Source organism: Propioniciclava soli (assembly GCF_014858005.1).
Classification (GTDB): Bacteria; Actinomycetota; Actinomycetes; order Propionibacteriales; family Propionibacteriaceae; genus Propioniciclava; species Propioniciclava soli.
Genome location: NZ_JACYOT010000016.1, coordinates 1 through 17,050, shown reverse-complemented (window position 1 = coordinate 17,050; position 17,050 = coordinate 1). Strand labels below are relative to the sequence as shown.

Annotated in this window: 14 protein-coding genes; all 14 read left to right on the top strand. The window is 71.8% G+C overall.

The features are described 5' to 3' along the window. Nucleotides 1–442 precede the first annotated feature (442 nt). The 14 genes from IFY26_RS14270 to tyrS all read left to right on the top strand — a co-directional run bounded on the left by IFY26_RS14270 (nt 443) and on the right by tyrS (nt 16,497). Complete coding sequence (locus tag IFY26_RS14270; protein WP_232549674.1) at nt 443–2,965, top strand: DEAD/DEAH box helicase; 2,523 nt, start codon at nt 443–445, stop codon at nt 2,963–2,965. A 164-nt stretch (nt 2,966–3,129) separates the two neighbouring features. Next, complete coding sequence (locus tag IFY26_RS14265; protein WP_232549673.1) at nt 3,130–6,114, top strand: DUF4040 family protein; 2,985 nt, start codon at nt 3,130–3,132, stop codon at nt 6,112–6,114. Continuing rightward, on the top strand, nt 6,111–6,440 hold the full coding sequence (locus tag IFY26_RS14260; RefSeq protein ID WP_232549672.1) for a sodium:proton antiporter: 330 nt from the start codon (nt 6,111–6,113) through the stop codon (nt 6,438–6,440). Before IFY26_RS14265 ends, IFY26_RS14260 begins: the two co-directional genes overlap by 4 nt. Further along, nucleotides 6,440–7,954, top strand: coding sequence for a proton-conducting transporter transmembrane domain-containing protein (locus IFY26_RS14255; RefSeq protein ID WP_232549671.1), 1,515 nt, complete (start codon nt 6,440–6,442; stop codon nt 7,952–7,954). The genes IFY26_RS14260 and IFY26_RS14255 overlap by 1 nt, the downstream gene beginning before the upstream one ends. Beyond that, the gene (locus IFY26_RS14250) at nt 7,951–8,313 is read left to right on the top strand and encodes a Na+/H+ antiporter subunit E (RefSeq protein WP_232549670.1); all 363 of its coding nucleotides are present in this window, start codon (nt 7,951–7,953) and stop codon (nt 8,311–8,313) included. Before IFY26_RS14255 ends, IFY26_RS14250 begins: the two co-directional genes overlap by 4 nt. Then, nucleotides 8,310–8,570: an MrpF/PhaF family protein gene (locus tag IFY26_RS14245; RefSeq protein ID WP_232549669.1), complete on the top strand. Its 261-nt coding sequence runs from the start codon at nt 8,310–8,312 to the stop codon at nt 8,568–8,570. Before IFY26_RS14250 ends, IFY26_RS14245 begins: the two co-directional genes overlap by 4 nt. Next, nucleotides 8,567–8,932 (top strand): cation:proton antiporter, encoded by a 366-nt coding sequence (locus IFY26_RS14240; protein WP_232549668.1) that lies wholly within the window; start codon nt 8,567–8,569, stop codon nt 8,930–8,932. Before IFY26_RS14245 ends, IFY26_RS14240 begins: the two co-directional genes overlap by 4 nt. Nucleotides 8,933–8,986: 54 nt before the next feature. Next, the gene (gene argC / locus IFY26_RS14235; RefSeq protein ID WP_232549667.1) at nt 8,987–10,018 is read left to right on the top strand and encodes an N-acetyl-gamma-glutamyl-phosphate reductase; all 1,032 of its coding nucleotides are present in this window, start codon (nt 8,987–8,989) and stop codon (nt 10,016–10,018) included. Then, complete coding sequence (gene argJ / locus IFY26_RS14230) at nt 10,015–11,169, top strand: bifunctional glutamate N-acetyltransferase/amino-acid acetyltransferase ArgJ (protein WP_232549666.1); 1,155 nt, start codon at nt 10,015–10,017, stop codon at nt 11,167–11,169. Before argC ends, argJ begins: the two co-directional genes overlap by 4 nt. Beyond that, a complete protein-coding gene (argB, locus tag IFY26_RS14225) occupies nt 11,166–12,068 on the top strand; it encodes an acetylglutamate kinase (protein ID WP_232549665.1) in 903 nt (300 codons plus the stop codon). The genes argJ and argB overlap by 4 nt, the downstream gene beginning before the upstream one ends. After that, nucleotides 12,065–13,303, top strand: coding sequence for an acetylornithine transaminase (locus tag IFY26_RS14220; protein WP_269779566.1), 1,239 nt, complete (start codon nt 12,065–12,067; stop codon nt 13,301–13,303). Before argB ends, IFY26_RS14220 begins: the two co-directional genes overlap by 4 nt. Continuing rightward, nucleotides 13,300–13,800: an arginine repressor gene (argR, locus tag IFY26_RS14215; protein WP_232549664.1), complete on the top strand. Its 501-nt coding sequence runs from the start codon at nt 13,300–13,302 to the stop codon at nt 13,798–13,800. The genes IFY26_RS14220 and argR overlap by 4 nt, the downstream gene beginning before the upstream one ends. Next, complete coding sequence (gene argH, locus IFY26_RS14210) at nt 13,797–15,197, top strand: argininosuccinate lyase (protein ID WP_332836199.1); 1,401 nt, start codon at nt 13,797–13,799, stop codon at nt 15,195–15,197. The genes argR and argH overlap by 4 nt, the downstream gene beginning before the upstream one ends. Nucleotides 15,198–15,231: 34 nt before the next feature. Then, nucleotides 15,232–16,497, top strand: coding sequence for a tyrosine--tRNA ligase (gene tyrS / locus IFY26_RS14205; RefSeq protein ID WP_232549663.1), 1,266 nt, complete (start codon nt 15,232–15,234; stop codon nt 16,495–16,497). Nucleotides 16,498–17,050 lie beyond the last annotated feature (553 nt).

Here is a 17,050-nt window from a genome sequence, read left to right as displayed (position 1 = left end):
GTGGCGCAGGGGAACTCACGTGGCGCACGTGGTCACCACGTGGCGCAGTGGGCCTCACGTGGCGGGCCTTGCACGGGCCTCCACGTGAGCTTCACTGCGCCACGTGCTGTTGAGGTGCGCCACGTGGGCTCGCACGACGCCGCGTCGACTCACGGAGCGCAGCCGCCTCCCTGCCGCTGCGCCCGCCTCCCTGCCGGAGCGCCCGCCTCCCTGTCCGCAATCGACGACCCTGGTGGTGCAACGCTGGGGTGGTGCGATCCGCGCAGGGTGGCGAGCGTGGCGCTAGGGAAGCGACGGTTCCGGCAGGGTAGTGGGGCTTGTTCTGCCAGGGAGTCGGGCGCCACACCACAGAGTCGAGCGAACCACCGGGGGTGGTGGGCCTGACGACAGGAAGCGGGGACAGTCGTGCCGCCCGACGCCCGCGTGGAAGGATGGGTGGGCCATGGTGATCACCGACTTTCTGCCCCCCGACGGTTCCGCCGACCCCGACGACCTGGAGACCGGCTTCGTCGCCTGGGCCACGGCGCAGGGACTGACCCTGTACCCCCACCAGGAGGAGTCGCTGCTCGAACTCCTCGTCGGCAACAACGTCATCGTCACCACCCCCACGGGCTCGGGCAAGACGCTGATCGCCACCGCGGCGCACTTCGCGGCCTTCGCCCGCGGCGTCCGGACGTACTACACCGCCCCCATCAAGGCGCTGGTGAGCGAGAAGTTCTTCGCGTTGGTCGACACCTTCGGCGCCGAGAACGTCGGCATGGTCACCGGTGACGCCGCCGTCAACGCCGACGCCCCCATCGTGTGCTGCACCGCCGAGATTCTGGCCAACATCGCCCTCCGCGAAGGGGTGGACGCCGTCGTGGGGCAGGTCGTCATGGACGAGTTCCACTTCGTCGCCGACCCCGACCGAGGCTGGGCCTGGCACGTTCCGCTCGTGGAGCTGCCCCAGGCGCAGTTCCTACTCATGTCGGCCACCCTCGGCGACGTCACCCGGCTCGCCGAGCGGCTCACCACCGCCACCGGACGCGAGACCGCCGTGACCGGCGGGGCGGAGCGGCCGGTCCCGCTGTCGTTCTCGTGGTCGCTCGAGCCCATCCACGAGACGATCGAGCAGCTCATCGCCACCCACCAGGCGCCCGTCTACGTCGTCCACGGCACCCAGGCGGCGGCCGTCGAGCGAGCCCAGGCGCTGCTCAGCCAGGGCATCACCGACCCCGCGCGCCGTGCCGAGATCGGTGAGGCGCTCAAGGGGTTCGGCTTCGCGGGCGGCTTCGGCACCACGCTGGAAAAACTGCTCCGCTCCGGCATCGCCGTGCACCACGCCGGCATGCTGCCCCGCTACCGGCGCCTCGTGGAGCGCCTCGCCCAGCGCGGCCTGCTCGCGGTGATCTGCGGCACCGACACTCTGGGCGTCGGCATCAACGTCCCCATCCGCACCGTACTGTTCAGCGCCCTCACCAAGTTCGACGGACGCCGCCAGCGCGTCCTGCGCAGCCGCGAGTTCCACCAGATCGCCGGACGCGCGGGCCGCGCCGGCTACGACACCGTCGGCTACGTCGTCGCGCAGGCCCCCGAGCACGAGGTGGAGAACGCCCGTATTCTCGCCAAGTTCGCCGGCGACCCGAAGAAGCTCCGCTCCGTCCGCCGCAAGCAGCCGCCGCCCGACTTCGTCAACTACACCGAGTCGACGTTCACCAAGCTCATCGCGTCCACCCCCGAGGAGCTCCACCCCCGCCTGTCCATCAGCCACGCCCTGCTGCTCAACCTCCTGCAGCGCGACGTCGACACCGCCGAGGTGCTCGTGCGGCTCATCGACTCGGTCAACCCGGACGCCGCCACCCGCCGTCGTCTCATCCGGCGGGCCGCCCAGCTCGCCCGCTCCCTCGTCCGGGCGGGGATCGTCGTGCGCCGCGACGAGCCCACCCGGGGAGGACGCCTGTACTCCGTCAGCGTCGATCTGCAGCGCGACTTCGCGCTCAACCAGCCGCTCAGCGCCTTTGCGCTGGCCGCCATCGAGACCCTCGACCCGGCATCGCCGGAGTACGCCCTCGACGTGGTCAGCGTGGTCGAGGCGACCCTGGAGAACCCCATGGTGATCCTGCTCGCCCAGCAGTTTCGCGAGCGTGGCGAGGTGGTCGCGGAGCTGAAGGCCGACGGTGTGGAGTTCGAGGAGCGTCAGGAGATCCTCGACGAGGTCACGTGGCCGCGCCCGCTCGCCGAGCCGCTCGAACAGCTGTACGGCCTCTACGCCACGACGCACCCCTGGTTGGCCGAGACCCCGCTGTCGCCCAAGGCCGTCGTCCGCGACATGTACGCCCGCGGCATGACGTTCGGCGAGTTCGTGGCCCACTACAAGATCCAGCGCTCCGAGGGCCTGCTCCTGCGCTACCTCTCCGACGCGTGGCGGGCCTTGCGCCAGACCGTGCCCGAGGCGTCGCGCACCGACGAGCTCGGTGACCTGATCGCGTGGCTCGGGGAGGTCGTCCGGCTCGTCGACTCCTCACTGCTCGATGAGTGGACGAAGCTCGCCGGCATGGCCGGGGAGGCAACGCCCGCCGAGGACGCGCCGCCACCCCCGGCCCGCCCGGTCACCGGAAACGAGCGCGCCTTCCGCGTCCTCGTCCGCAACGCCCTGTGGCGCCGCATCGAGCTGATGGCCGACGACGACCTGGACGCGCTCGCGTCCCTGGAGACCGGCCAGCAGGTCGTGATGACCCGCCGCCACTGGGACGAGGCCCTGGAGCTCTACTACGCCGAACACGACCGGGTGGGCACGGACGCCGACGCCCGCGGCCCGCGCTTCTTCGACGTCGAGGCGAAGGGCCGCACCTGGCAGGTGCGCCAGATCGTCGCCGACCCTGAGGGCAACCACGACTGGGCGGTCCACGCGTGGGTCGACCTCGACGAGTGTGACGCCGCCGGCGAGCTCGTGGTGCACACCACCGACGTCAGCCGGCAGGACTGAACACCCCCAGGCCAGCACCAGCGTCCGGCAGGTGGGAGGAGCGCTGTCGGGTGGCGTGTGCTCGGAGGACGGAGCAGACCCGGTAGACTGCGGCGAGCTGCTGCGCCAACGGCGCGGCCCCCTCTAGCACGACGTCGATCCGCCGAAACGAGGTGCCCCCGCCCATGAGCATGGTCTGGACGCTCGGCGTGCTCGCCCTCGCCGTGGTGCTCACGCCGCTGCTCAACCGGTTCCTGGGCCGTGCCGCGGGCTGGCCCCTGGCGGCGCTCTACCTGGCCGCCACCGCCACCCTGTGGCCCGCGATAGCCGAGGTCTTCGCCGGTGGCACCCCGACGTTCGCGGTTCCGTGGGTCGAGGCCCTGGGCGTCGCGTTCGCCCTGCGCCTGGACGGCCTGGGCGTCGTGTTCAGCCTGATCGCGCTGCTGATCGGCGCCGTCGTGTTCGTGTACTCCACCGACTACCTCGGCCGCGGCTCGCAACTCAGCTTCTACCTCGTCATGACCGTGTTCACCCTGGCCATGGTCGGCCTGGTGATGGCCGACGACCTGGTGGTGCTGTTCATCTGCTGGGAGCTCACCAGCCTGGCGTCGTTCTTCCTCATCGCTCGTTCCGGCAACGCCGGTGAGGCGGCGTCCATGCGGACGCTGCTGCTCACGTTCATGGGCGGCCTCGCCCTGCTGGCCGGCGTCGCCCTCATCGTCGTGCGCACCGGGACGACCAACCTCACCGCGGCGTTGGCGTCCGACGTGTGGACCACCGATGGCACCTTCACCGCCGTCGTCGCCACCCTCGTGCTGCTCGCCGGGTTCACCAAGAGCGCGCAGTTCCCCTTCCACGTGTGGCTCCCGGACGCGATGGCCGCCATCACGCCCGTGAGCGCCTACCTGCACGCTGCGGCCGTCGTGAAGGCGGGCATCTTCCTGCTCATGCGGTTCAGCCCGGCGTTCCACGCGGCCCCGGTCTGGAATGCGGCCCTGATCTCGGCTGGCCTGTTCACCGCCGCGCTGGGGGCCTGGTTCGCCCTCACGCAGACGGACCTGAAGAAGCTGATGGCCTACTCGACGGTGAGCCAGCTCGGCCTCATCGTCGCCACGATCGGCGTCGGCACGGAAGCCGCCCTGGCCGCGGCCGTCATCCACACCATCGCGCACGCCCTGTTCAAGTCGGGCCTGTTCATGATGGTCGGCGTCGTCGACCACTCCACCGGTACCCGCGACCTCCGCCGCCTGCCGGTGCTGTGGCGGCGCATGCCGCTCAGCTTCACGGTCACCGCCGTGGGGGCCGCGTCCATGGCCGGGCTGCCCCCGCTGCTCGGCTTCATCTCCAAGGAGTCGCTCTTCGCGGCGCTGCTGGACGCCCCCGGCGCGGCCTGGACCGGTTGGCTCGCCCTCGTGCTCGCCGCGGGCGCGTCCGTGCTGACCTTCGCCTACTGCACCAAGATCCTGTTCGGCGGGTTCGTGGACGGCCGCGGCGCCGATCGGGACTCCGACCACGAGCTGCACCCCCATGAGGGCGTGATGCTCGGCGCGGCGGCCGTCCCGATCCTCACCGGGGTACCCCTGGGCCTGGCCGCCTTCCTGCTGGACGCCCCGGTCGACCTCGCCACGCGCGCCGCCCTGCCACTGAGCGATCCCCACGCCCACTTCACCCTGTGGCACGGCATCACGCCCGAGCTCATCGCCACCCTCGTGGTGTTCGCGCTCGGCGGGGTCGTCATCGCCCGCCGCGCCGCCCTGTGGCCGGTGCTGGAGGCCCACCGCTTCCCCGTCGACGGTGCAGCCGTCATCGGAGCGCTGCACGACGGCCTGCGGGCCGCCGCCCGGCCGTGGGTGCGCGTCTTCGTCTCCGACCACCCCGACCGGCACCTCGCCGTCCTGTTCGGCGCGTACCTCGCCGTGGTGCTGCCCGGCCTCGTGCTCGTCGCCCCAGGGACGCCCGCCTTCGCGGTCGGCCCCGTGGCGCTCACCCAACCCGTCGACGTCGTGGTCTGCCTGCTCATCGCCGCGTCCGTCGTCTGCCTGTGCCTCACCACCTCGCGCCTCGCCGCCACCTTGTGCCTCTCGGCGATCGGCATCATCTCCACTGTCCAGATCCTGGCCCTTGGCGCCCCCGACGTCGCCCTCACCCAGCTGCTCGTGGAATCGCTCACGGTCATCGTCATCATGCTGGTGCTGCAGAAGCTGCCGACCCACTTCAACTTCAAGACGACGCCGCGCGTCGCCAAGGCCAGCGCCATCGCCGTGGGCATGGGCCTGGCCGCCGGCGGGGCGACCTGGTTCCTCGCGGCTCGCCGGCCCCGCTCCGACGTCGCCGACTACTACGCCGGCAACGCCACCGACGTCACCAGCGCCCAGAACATCGTGAACGTCATCCTCGTCGAGTTCCGCGCGCTCGACACCCTGGGTGAGCTCACCGTACTCGGCATGGCGGGCATCGCGATTCTCGCCCTCGTGTCGTCCGTGCGGCACCGTCAGCTCGATCCGAGCCCGGAGGAGGACCGCACCCACGTGCCCCCGCCCGAGCTGGCCCTGCGCCCGGAGGGCACCCCCGCCCACCGCGCGATCACGGACGCCTGGTCGAACGTCCTGCCCATGCAGCTGGTGCTGCGCTTCATGGTGCCGGTGCTGGTCGTGCTCTCCGCGCTCATCTTCTGGCGCGGCCACAACGCGCCCGGTGGTGGCTTCATCGCCGCGCTGGTCGGCTCCGCGGTCGTCGGCCTGATCTACCTCTCGACGTCGCGCGACCGCCAGATCGGCCCGCCGCGCCTGCCCATCCGGCTCATCGGCTGGGGCGTGGTGATCGCGGTCGTCACCGGCCTGTTCGGCCTGGCCTTCGCGTCCTCGTTCCTCGAACCGATCCACGGCTACCTGGGCGGCGTCCATCTGGTGACCTCGATGCTGTTCGACGTCGGCGTCTACCTCGCCGTCATCGGCCTGGTGATGCTCGCGTTCAACCTGCTGGGCACCAGCGGTGACAGCCTCACCCGCGACGGCGGCGAGAGCACCCGTGAGCGCGCAGACGAGGCCGTCGAGGGCGAGCTGCCCGGCCCGCTCGACACGGTGCGGGGCGAGCCCGCCGCAGCCGGACGCGTCGGCGTCCGCTCGCGCTTCCTCGCCGAGGGCACGCCGCCGAAGGAGCTGGGCCGATGATCCTCGCCGTCACCGTCGGAGTCCTCGTCGCCGGAGGCACCTACCTCCTGCTCTCGCGCAGCATGGTGCGTTCGGTCTTCGGCATCGCCGTGCTCAGCCACGCCGCCAACTTCGTGCTGCTCGCCGCCGGTGTGCCCGCGTGGCGCTCCGAGCCGCTCAGCGACACCACCGACCCGGCCCTCATGGGCGACCCGTTGCCCATGGCGTTCGTGTTGACCGCCATCGTCATCACGCTGGCCGTCACCGTCGTCATGCTCACGTTCGCCGTCCTCGGCCACAACGACGACACCCACAAGACGCCGGCCACGGGGGAGACCCACGTCTGATGAACCCTGCGCTGCTGCCCCTCTTCGTCGCCGTGCCGCTGCTCGTGTCCGGCCTGCTCGTCGTGGTCCGTCACCGCCTCGTCGACCGCGTGGCGATGGTCGGCACGCCGCTGGTCTCCGCCGTGGCCGCGGGCGCCCTGTTTGTCCACCATGCAGCCGAGCCGGTGGTGGCCCACAATGTGGGCGCCTTCGTCCCCGGAGTCGCGATCCCGTTCGTGTCGGACGCCGCGTCCGCGCTCATGCTGGTGCTCACCGGCCTGATGGCCGCGGCGGCCGCCTGGTACTTGACGCTGACGGGCGAGGACCGTTACCGCTTCGTCCCGCCGCTGGTGGTCATGCTCATCGCGGGCGTGAACGGGGCGCTTCTCACCGGCGACCTGTTCAACCTCTTCGTCTTCGTCGAAGTGATGCTGCTGCCCAGCTACGTCCTGCTGGCCGTCACCGGCACGTGGCGCCGCCTCGGCGTCGGTCGCGTCTACATCTTGGTCAACCTGCTCACCAGCACGTTCCTGCTCCTCGGTGTCGGCTTCGTCTACGCGGTGGCCGGCACGGTCAACCTCGCCGTGCTGCAGGGTCCCGCGGCCCAGGATCCCCGGCTGGGCCTGGCCATCGGCATGGTGCTGCTCGCGCTCGCCGTGAAGGCCGGCGTCTTTCCCGTGCACGGCTGGCTGCCCAGTGCCTACCCCGCCACCTCCGCCGGCATCATGGCGCTGTTCTCCGGGCTGCACACCAAGGTGGCGCTCTACGCGATCTTCCGCATCGTCGCGACGACGTACGGCGAGGTGGTGCCCTGGGTGGGGGTGCTGTTGGCCGTCGTGATCGCGACCATGCTGGTGGGCGCGGTCAGCACCGCCGGCGTGGGCCGCCTCCGGTCGGCCATCGCGTTCCAGATGGTCTCCGGCATCGGGCACATTTTGATCGCGCTCGTCGTGTTCAGCGCCGCCTCGCTGGGCGCGGGCCTGTTCTACCTCGCGCACCACGTCATCACCGTCGGCGGCCTGCTGCTCCTCACCGGCGCCATCGAACAGACCTACGGCAGCGGCCGCTACGACCGGCTGAGCGGCCTCATGCGGCGCGACCGGGTGGTCGCCGTCGGTTTCGCCCTCGGCCTGTTCTCCCTGGTGGGGCTGCCGCCCACCTCCGGGCTCTGGGGCAAGGTGGGGCTCATGCGGGCGGCGGCCGAGGCGGACGCCGGCGTGGCCGCCGCGCTCATCGGGGCCGTCATCCTCGCCTCGATCGCGTCGCTGATGGCGCTGACCCGCTTGTGGCGCGAGGTGTTCTGGGGGGCGCCGATGGACAGCTATTCACCCGATGACCCCGAGTTCGGACGCGCCCCGCGCACGGCGCTGCCCGACGGCGTCCGCGTCCCGCTGGGTCTCGCCGCGCCCGGGCTGGCGCTCATCGCGGTCTCGGTCGCCCTGTTCGTCTTCGCCGGGGTCTTCTACCCCGTGGCGGCGGACGCCGGCGTGGCGCTCGCCGACGCCACTGCCTACGCCGAGGCGGTGCTGCGATGAGGGTGCTGTATGCGCTCGGCTACCTGGTCTGGATCGCCGTCGAGGTCGTGAAGGGCTCGTTCGACGTGGCCCGGGACACCCTCACCCCGGGGGTGGGTTCGACCCCGGCCATCGTGGAGTACCCGCTGCGTTGCCGCACCGATCTGGAGGTGACCGTCATGGCGTCCTCGATCACCATCACCCCGGGCACGATCGTGCTCGGCACCGCGTCCGCCCGCGACGGTGAGCCGCCCGTGCTCTACGTCCACAGCCTGTACGCCCGCAGCCGCGCCGACATCATCGCCGGCCTGGATGAGATGGAGACCCGCCTGCTGCGCGCCACGCGCGGCCGCCGGGCGGGGGAGGTGCAGGCCGCATGATCGTCGGAGTGTGGATCGCCACGGGCATCCTGGCCGTCTCCATCGTGCTCGGCCTGGTGCGCATCGGCACGGCCACGGACGCCGCCAGCCGCGCCGTGGTGGGCGATCTGGTGTTCTTCAGCGCCATCGGGTTGCTGGTGCTGCTCGGCATGCAGACCCAGTCGGCCGCCGTCGTGGACGCCGCCATGCTGGCCGCGTTGCTCGGCATCCTGGCCACCATCGCGCTGGCCCGCATCATCACCAGGGGGCGTCGATGACCGGCACCGCGTTCGTCGTGCTCGAGGTGCTCTCGGGCGTCATGGTCGTGGCCGGAGCGCTGTTCGTGCTCGTCAGCGCCATCGCCATGCTGCGGCAGCGCGATGCCTTCGCGCGGATCAACGTCATGTCCCCGGCCACGGGGATGGGGCTGCCGCTCATCGTGGTGGCCGCGTTCGTGCACCGCGTGGCCCTCGGCACCGCGACCGTCACCGATGGCCTCAAGACGGTGGTCACCGTTGCGGCCCTGCTGGTCGTCTCCTCGGTGGCGACAAACATCCTGGCCCGGGCCGCCTACCTCTCCGGCGCCCCCGTGGCGCCCGAAACCCAGCCCCAGGAGCTGGCGGAGGACCCCCGCCCCTGAGCCGTGGCCACCCCGTGCTTGCATAACCATGTATGACACTGCATGATATGTGACATGAAGACGCGCATCGCCGTCGCCGGTTGCACGGGATATGCCGGGGGCGAGATCCTCCGGCTCCTGAGTGTGCGGGACGACATCGAGATCGGCGCCCTGACGGCCAAGGCGTCCGCCGGGTCGCCGCTCGGCCAGCACCAGCCCCACCTGTCGGCCCTGGCCGACCGCGTGGTCGCGGACACCACCGTCGAAAACCTCGCGGGTCACGACGTCGTCTTCCTCGCGCTGCCGCACGGCGCGTCCGGCGAGGTCGCGGCCCAGCTCGGCGAGGACACCCTCGTCATCGACGCCGGCGCGGACTTCCGCCTCCGCTCGGCCGAGGACTGGGAGCGGTTCTACGGCACGCCCCACGCCGGCACCTGGCCCTACGGCCTGCCCGAGCTTCCCGGCCAGCGCGAGGTGCTCGCCGCGACGAAGCGCATCGCCGTGCCCGGCTGCTTCCCGACCACGGTCACACTCGCGCTCGCCCCGGCCATCGCCGCCGGCCTGACCGATGCCCACGACACGGTCGTCGTCGCCCCCACGGGTCCCTCGGGCGCCGGCAAGTCCCTCAAGCCGCACCTGCTTGGTGCCGAGCTGATGGGCTCGGCGTCCGCGTATGGCGTCGGGGGCGTCCACCGCCACGTGCCCGAGATGCTGCAGAACTTCCGCCTGCTCGGCGCGGCGAACCCGACCGTCTCGTTCACCCCCGTGCTCGTGCCGATGTCGCGCGGCATCCTGGCGACGGTCACCGCCCCCCTGGCCACGCCACTCCAGGCCGCGGACGCGCACCGCGCCTACGCCGACTTCTACGCCGACGAGCCGTTCGTGCACGTCCTGCCCCCCGGGCAGTGGCCGATGACGCAGTCGGTGCTGGGCAGCAACCACGTCCAGGTGCAGGTGAGCGTCGACGCCGCCGCGCACCGCCTCGTCGCCGTCGCCGTGCTCGACAACCTCACCAAGGGCACCGCGGGTGGCGCCGTCCAGTCCATGAACCTCGCCCTCGGCCTCCCCGAGACCCTGGGCCTCACCACGTGGGGAGTCGCACCGTGAGCGTCACCGCTGCCAGCCAGTTCACCGCCGCGGGGGTGGCCGCCGGCATCAAGGCGTCGGGCAACCCCGACCTGGCCCTCGTCGTCAACACCGGCCCCGAGCGCGTCGCCGCCGGCGTGTTCACCTCCAACCGCTTCCAGGCCGCCCCGGTCGTCTGGTCGATCGACGCCCTGGCCGACGGCCGCGCCGACGCCGTCGTGCTCAACTCCGGCGGCGCCAACGCCTGCACCGGCCCCGACGGGCTGGCCGACGCCACCGCCATGGCCGAGCTCACGGCGTCCGCGCTCGCGACGACGCCCGACCAGGTGGCCGTCTGTTCCACCGGGCTGATCGGCGTCCGCCTGCCCATGGACGCCGTCGCCGCCGGCATCGCGGACGCCGCCGCCCAGCTCTCACCCGAAGGGGGCCCGGACGCCGCCCGCGCGATCATGACGACCGACACGGTCAGTAAGCAGGCCGCCGTCACCTCCGAGGCCGGTTGGACCGTCGGCGGCATGGCGAAAGGTGCCGGCATGCTCGCCCCGGCGCTGGCCACGATGCTGGTGGTCGTCACCACCGACGCCGCCCTCGACGCGGCCACCGCGGACGCCGCCCTGCGCCGCGCCTGCGCGCTCACCTTCGACCGCACCGACGCCGACGGCTGCATGTCCACCAACGACACCGTGATCCTGCTCGCCAACGGCGCGTCCGGGGTGACTCCGAGCCCCGAGGAGTTCACCGACGCCCTCACCGGGGTGTGCGCGTCGCTGGCCCGCCAGCTCATCACCGACGCCGAGGGCGCCCACCACGACGTGGCGGTCAGCGTGGTCAACGCCGCCACCGAGGCCGACGCGCTCGAGGTTGCCCGCTGCGTGGCCCGGTCCAACCTGTTCAAGTGCGCCATCTTCGGCGACGACCCGAACTGGGGCCGGGTGCTGGCCGCCGCCGGCACGTCGAGCGCCACGTTTGACCCTGGGCAGGTGAGCGTGGCGTTCAACGGCGTCACGGTGTTCGCCTGCGGCGCCCTGGGTGACGACCGCTCGCTCGTGCCGTTCGAGGGCCGCGACGTCACCGTCGAGATCGATCTGGCCGCCGGCGCGGAGACCGCCACCATCTGGACCAACGACCTGACGTACGACTACGTCAAGGAGAACGCGGAGTACTCCTCATGAGCCCCACCCTCACCCGCACGCCGGCGGCCCAGCAGGCCGCCTACGCGAAGGCCGGCGTCCTCGTGGAGGCCCTGCCGTGGCTGGAGAAGTACGCCGGCTCGACGATGGTCATCAAGTACGGCGGCAACGCGATGACGAGCCCCGAGCTCAAGGCGGCCTTCGTCAAGGATGTCGTCTTCCTGCGGCGCTGCGGCGTCCGCGTCGTCGTGGTGCACGGCGGCGGGCCGCAGATCAACGCGATGCTGCAGCGGGTCGGGATCGCGCCGGAGTTCAAGGGCGGGCTGCGGGTCACGACGCCGGCGACGATGGAGATCGTCCGGATGGTGCTCGTGGGGCAGGTCGGGCGCGAGCTGGTCGGGTTGCTGAACAGCCACGGCGCGCTCGCGGTGGGCATGTCCGGTGAGGACGCGAACCTGTTCACCGCCCAGCGCCGCGGCGCGGTGATCCAGGGTGAGCACGTCGACCTCGGCCTCGTGGGCGAGGTGGTGGCCGTCAACACCGCCGCGATCGCCGACATCATCGACGCCGGCCGCATCCCCGTCGTCGCCACCGTCGCCCCGGACGCCGACGGCGAGGTCCACAACGTCAACGCAGACACGGCGGCTGCGGCGCTGGCGGCCGCCCTGGGCGCCGAGCGGCTCATCGTGCTGACCGACGTCGAAGGGTTGTACGCCAACTGGCCGAGCACCGACGAGATCATCGCCGCCATCACGGCCGACGAGCTCCGCGCGATGCTGCCGACGCTGAGCAGCGGCATGATTCCGAAGATGGAGGCCTGCCTGGCGGCCGTCGACGGCGGCGTCCCGCTGGCCACGGTGGTGGACGGCCGAGCGCCGCACTCGATCCTGTTGGAGATCTTCACCGATGAAGGGGTGGGAACGATGGTGGTGCCCTCATGAGCCGCACGAGCGATCCGGCGACGCCGGCCCAGGCACACGAGCCGGGCGGCGCGGCGTCCGCGGACCTGCTGGCCCGCTACGGCGACGCTCTGATGACCACGTTCGGGACGCCGGCGCGCGCCCTGGTGCGCGGCGAGGGCCCCTACGTCTGGGACGCCGAGGGGCGCCGTTACCTCGACCTGCTCGGCGGCATCGCCGTGAACGCGCTCGGCCACGCCCACCCGCGGTTGGTGGCCGCGATCGCGGACCAGGCCGCGACGCTGGTGCACGTCTCGAACCTGTTCACGAGCCGGGTGCAGGTCGATCTCGCCGAGAAGCTGGACGCCCTCGTGGCCGGGGATTCCGGCCTGGGCGCACGCGTGTTCTTCACCAACTCGGGCACCGAGGCCAATGAGGCAGCGTTCAAGGCGACCCGCCGCACCGGCCGCACGAAGGTGATCGCCATGGAGGGGTCCTTCCACGGCCGCACCATGGGGGCGCTGTCGCTGACGGCGACCGAGGCCTACCGGGCGCCCTTCGCGCCGTTGGTGCCGGACGTGACGTGGGTGCCCTACGGCGACGCGGACGCCCTCGCCGCGGTGATGGACGACACGGTCGCGGCGGTCGTCGTCGAGCCCATCCAGGGCGAGAGCGGCGTCGTCGTGCCCCCGGACGGGTGGCTGGCCCGGGCCCGCGAGCTGTGCACGGCCCACGGGGCCCTGCTGTGGCTGGACGAGGTGCAGACCGGTGTGGGTCGGACCGGCACCTGGCTGGCCGCCGAGCATGACGGGGTCGTGCCCGACCTCGTCACCCTGGCGAAGGGGTTGGGCGGGGGCGTCCCGATCGGGGCCTGCGTCGGGCTCGGGGCGGCCGGCGACCTGCTGCAGGCCGGCCACCACGGCAGCACGTTCGGCGGCAACCCGCTCGCGTGCCGGGCGGCGCTGGAGGTGATCGCGGTCATCGAGGAGGACGACCTGCTCGCCCACGTCACCGCCACCGGCGACTGGCTCGCCGCCGCCATCGAGGGGCTCGGGCTGCCGCAGATCTCCCACGTGCGGGGCCGCGGGCTGCTGCGCGGCGTCGTGCTGACCGCACCGGTCGCCAAGGACGTGCACGCCAAGGCGCTGGCGGACGGCTTCCTCATCAATGCGCCGCGCCCCGACGTGCTGCGGCTCGCGCCGCCGCTCATCGTGACCCGCGAGCAGCTCGAGCCGTTCGTGGCCGCGCTGCCCGGGTGGCTGGGGGCGTCCGCGTGAGCGAACGCGCCGTGCCCACCTCGAAGGCGGCCCGGCAGGGGCGCATCGTGGAGCTGTTGACGCACGCCACCATCCGGTCCCAGACCGAGCTGGCCGAGCGGCTGGGCGCCGAGGGGTTCGGGGTGTCCCAGGGCACGCTGAGCCGGGATCTGGCCGACATCGGTGCCCTGCGCGTGCGCACGCCGAGCGGTGACCTGGCCTACGTGCTGCGCGCCACCGAGCCGGCCGACGCGGGCCGCGCCGAGAACCGGTTGGGCCGGTTGCTGGGGGAGTTGCTGCTGACGGCCGAGGCGTCCGCCAACCTCGTGGTGCTCAAGACACCGCCCGGAGCGGCGCAGTTCCTCGCCTCGGCGATCGATCGTGCGGGGGTGGACGCGGCGCTCGGTACGATCGCGGGCGACGATTCGATTCTGCTCGTCAGCCGCGACCCCGCCGGGGGCGAGGCGCTGGTCGAGCACCTGCTCGCCCTGGGCGAGCGCGGCAAGGAGGGGCAGTGAGCGAGGCAGGCGACGGACGGCTCTGGGGTGGACGCTTCGAGGGGGGCCCGGCGGAGGCGATGTTCGCGCTGAGCAGGTCCACGCACTTCGACTGGCGGCTGGCCCGCCACGACCTCGCCGGCTCCCGCGCGCACGCCAAGGCGCTGCACCGCGCCGAGCTGCTGACCGACGACGAGCTGGCCGGGATGCTCGCCGGGCTCGATGAGCTGGACGCCGACGTGGCCTCCGGCGCGTTCACGGCGGCCCCCACCGACGAGGACGTCCACGGCGCGTTGGAGCGCGGCCTGATGGAGCGGGTCGGCCCCGAGCTGGGCGGACGCCTGCGCGCCGGCCGGTCGCGCAACGACCAGATCGCGACGCTCATCCGCAGCTACCTGCGCGAGGAGCTGGCCGGCGTGGCGTCCGACGTGGGCGAGCTGGTGGGGGCGTTGCACGCGCAGGCGACGCAGCACCTCGGGGCGCCCATGCCCGGCCGCACGCACATGCAGTCAGCCCAGCCCGTGCTGTTGTCCCACCACCTGCTGGCCCACGCCTGGCCGTTGCTGCGCGATCTCGAGCGCATCGCCGACCTGGATCGGCGCCTGGCGTGGTCGCCCTACGGGTCCGCCGCGCTGGCCGGCACCTCGCTGGGGCTCGATCCGGAGTTCGTCGCGTCCGAGCTGGGTTTCGACGGCAGCGTGGCCAACTCGATCGACGGCACCGCCGCGCGCGACCTCGTGGCCGAGGCCGCCTGGGTGCTGGCGCAGATCGGCGTCGACCTCTCGCGGATCAGCGAGGAGGTGATCGTGTGGTCCACCGTCGAGTTCGGTTTCGTGACGCTGGACGACGCCTGGTCCACCGGCTCCAGCATCATGCCGCAGAAGAAGAACCCCGACGTGGCGGAGCTCGCCCGCGGCAAGGCCGGACGCCTCATCGGCAACCTCGCTGGGCTGCTGGCCACGCTGAAGGGGCTGCCGCTGGCGTACAACCGCGACCTGCAGGAGGACAAGGAGCCGATCTTCGACGGGCTCGACCAGCTCCGCGTGCTGGTGCCGGCCGTGACCGGCATGGTCGCGACGCTGACCTTCCACACCGACCGTCTCGCGGAGCGCGCGCCGGCGGGCTTCTCGCTGGCCACGGATGTGGCCGACTGGTTGGTGCGCCAGCGCGTTCCGTTCGCCCAGGCCCACGAGATCTCGGGGGCGGCGGTGCGGTACTGCGAGGAGCGGGGCATGGAGCTGACGGACCTGACGGCGTCCGACCTGCCCGCCATCGACCCACGGCTGGGTGCCGACGTGCTGGAGGTGCTGAGCGTGGCCGGTTCGATCGACGCCCGGGACGGACGGGGCGGCACCGCCCGCGTCCGGGTGGCCGAGCAGCTGGACGAGGTCGCGCATCGGCTCGCCGAGCTGCGGTGAGGGCGGCGGGGGCGGCGCGGTAGCCTTGTGCCCCGTGAATGCCGTGATCGACGACCTGTCCTGGCGGGGGCTCCTCGCCCACACGACCGATCTGGACGCCCTGGGCGCCCACTTCGATGAGGGCCCGGTCAAGGCCTACGTGGGGTTCGACCCGACCGCGCCGTCGATCCACATGGGCAACCTGGTGCAGATCATGGTGCACCGGGCGCTGCAGCGAGCGGGGCATCGCCCCGTGCTGCTGGTGGGGGGCTCGACCGGGCTGATCGGCGACCCGAAACAGGCCGGTGAGCGTGTGATGAACGATGTGGACGTCGTGGCGGGGTGGGTGGAGCGCATCCGATCCCAGGTCGGCCGCCTCATCGATCTGGACGGCCCCCACGCCGGAACCCTCGTGAACAACCTGGACTGGACGTCCGGCATCTCGGCGCTCGACTTCCTGCGCGACGTGGGGAAGCACTTCTCGGTGAACCGCATGCTCGACCGCGAGGTGGTGAAGAGCCGCCTCGAGGCGGGCATCAGCTACACCGAGTTCAGCTACGTCCTGCTCCAGTCGCTGGACTACCGGGAGCTGTACCGCCGCTACGGCGTGACCCTGCAGACCGGCGGGTCGGACCAGTGGGGCAACATCACCGCCGGGGTCGATTTGATCCGGCGCTCCGAGGGCGCTCGGGTGCACGCCTTGGCAACCCCATTGCTGACGAAGTCGGACGGGGTGAAGTTCGGCAAGACCGAGTCCGGCACCGTGTGGCTCGATCCGGAGATGACCTCGCCCTACGCGTTCCACCAGTACTTCCTGAACGCCGAGGACGAGATGGTCGTCTCCTACCTGAAGGTGTTCAGCGAGCGATCCCACGAGGAGATCGACGACATCGCCGCCCAGCAGGCCGAGAAGCCGTTCCTGCGCGTGGCGCAGCGGGCGCTGGCCAACGACATCACCGACCTGGTGCACGGGGTGGGCGAGCGGCAGGGCGCCGAGGCTGCCGCAGCGGCCCTGTTCGGGCGCAGTGAACTGCGCGACCTGGACGCCCGCACGCTCGCCGCCGTCGCCACCCAACTGGACGCCGCCACGGTGCAGGTGGGGGAGACCTGGCCCTCGGTGGTGGACGCCCTGGCCGAGTCCGGCGTCGTCGCGAGCCGTTCCGCCGCGCGACGTGCGATCGAGGAGGGCGGGGCGTACGTGAACAACGTGAAGGTCACCGAGCCGGACGCCCGTCTGAGCCAGGAGGATCTGCTCGGTGGGCAGATGGTGATCGTGCGTCGCGGCAAGAAGACCGTCGGAGCACTGCGCATCCAGCGCTGAGCCCCGTGGGTGCCGGGCGGCACCGCGAGGGCCGCTGTGTCGGGCCGGGCGAACGGCGCGGGGACCGCGCCGGGGACACATGGCTGGAGACACACGGCTGGGGCACGTGGCCAGGGAGACCGGCTGGGCAGGCCGGCTCGGGCCACCGCGACACGCCCGGGCTGCACAGCCGATTTGCGTCCGCCGACACACCCCTGTAATGTTTACCAAGCCCTCGGGGGAACGGACGAGCCGGACAACGGATCGGACGGACCGAGTGGCCGACCTCAACCAATGACGATCAAGCCTTCTGGGCTTGACTTCGTCGACGGCGGTCGCTGGAGGAGAATCGCAGGATTTGACTCCGGGATTCGGACCAAGTAATGTTGGTCTGGTTGCCCCGGAAGGCGCCGAGAAATCGGAGCCCAAGGTGTGTGGTGGAAGTTTGAGAACTCAACAGCGTGCTTAGGTCAATGCCAGTTGGTCTGCCTCTTTTGTGGGGTGGATCGCTTATTTAGATGCACATTTTTGTGTGCCTCGTCGTCTTGCTGCCCTGTGGGGTGGTGGGGTGATG

Excerpts from the sequence above, each read along its gene's own strand:
- IFY26_RS14270 (WP_232549674.1), top strand. The coding sequence starts at position 443 with ATGGTGATCACCGACTTTCTGCCCCCCGACGGTTCCGCCGACCCCGAC.
- IFY26_RS14265 (WP_232549673.1), top strand. The coding sequence starts at position 3,130 with ATGAGCATGGTCTGGACGCTCGGCGTGCTCGCCCTCGCCGTGGTGCTC.
- IFY26_RS14260 (WP_232549672.1), top strand. The coding sequence starts at position 6,111 with ATGATCCTCGCCGTCACCGTCGGAGTCCTCGTCGCCGGAGGCACCTAC.
- IFY26_RS14255 (WP_232549671.1), top strand. The coding sequence starts at position 6,440 with ATGAACCCTGCGCTGCTGCCCCTCTTCGTCGCCGTGCCGCTGCTCGTG.
- IFY26_RS14250 (WP_232549670.1), top strand. The coding sequence starts at position 7,951 with ATGAGGGTGCTGTATGCGCTCGGCTACCTGGTCTGGATCGCCGTCGAG.
- IFY26_RS14245 (WP_232549669.1), top strand. The coding sequence starts at position 8,310 with ATGATCGTCGGAGTGTGGATCGCCACGGGCATCCTGGCCGTCTCCATC.
- IFY26_RS14240 (WP_232549668.1), top strand. The coding sequence starts at position 8,567 with ATGACCGGCACCGCGTTCGTCGTGCTCGAGGTGCTCTCGGGCGTCATG.
- argC (WP_232549667.1), top strand. The coding sequence starts at position 8,987 with ATGAAGACGCGCATCGCCGTCGCCGGTTGCACGGGATATGCCGGGGGC.
- argB (WP_232549665.1), top strand. The coding sequence starts at position 11,166 with ATGAGCCCCACCCTCACCCGCACGCCGGCGGCCCAGCAGGCCGCCTAC.
- IFY26_RS14220 (WP_269779566.1), top strand. The coding sequence starts at position 12,065 with ATGAGCCGCACGAGCGATCCGGCGACGCCGGCCCAGGCACACGAGCCG.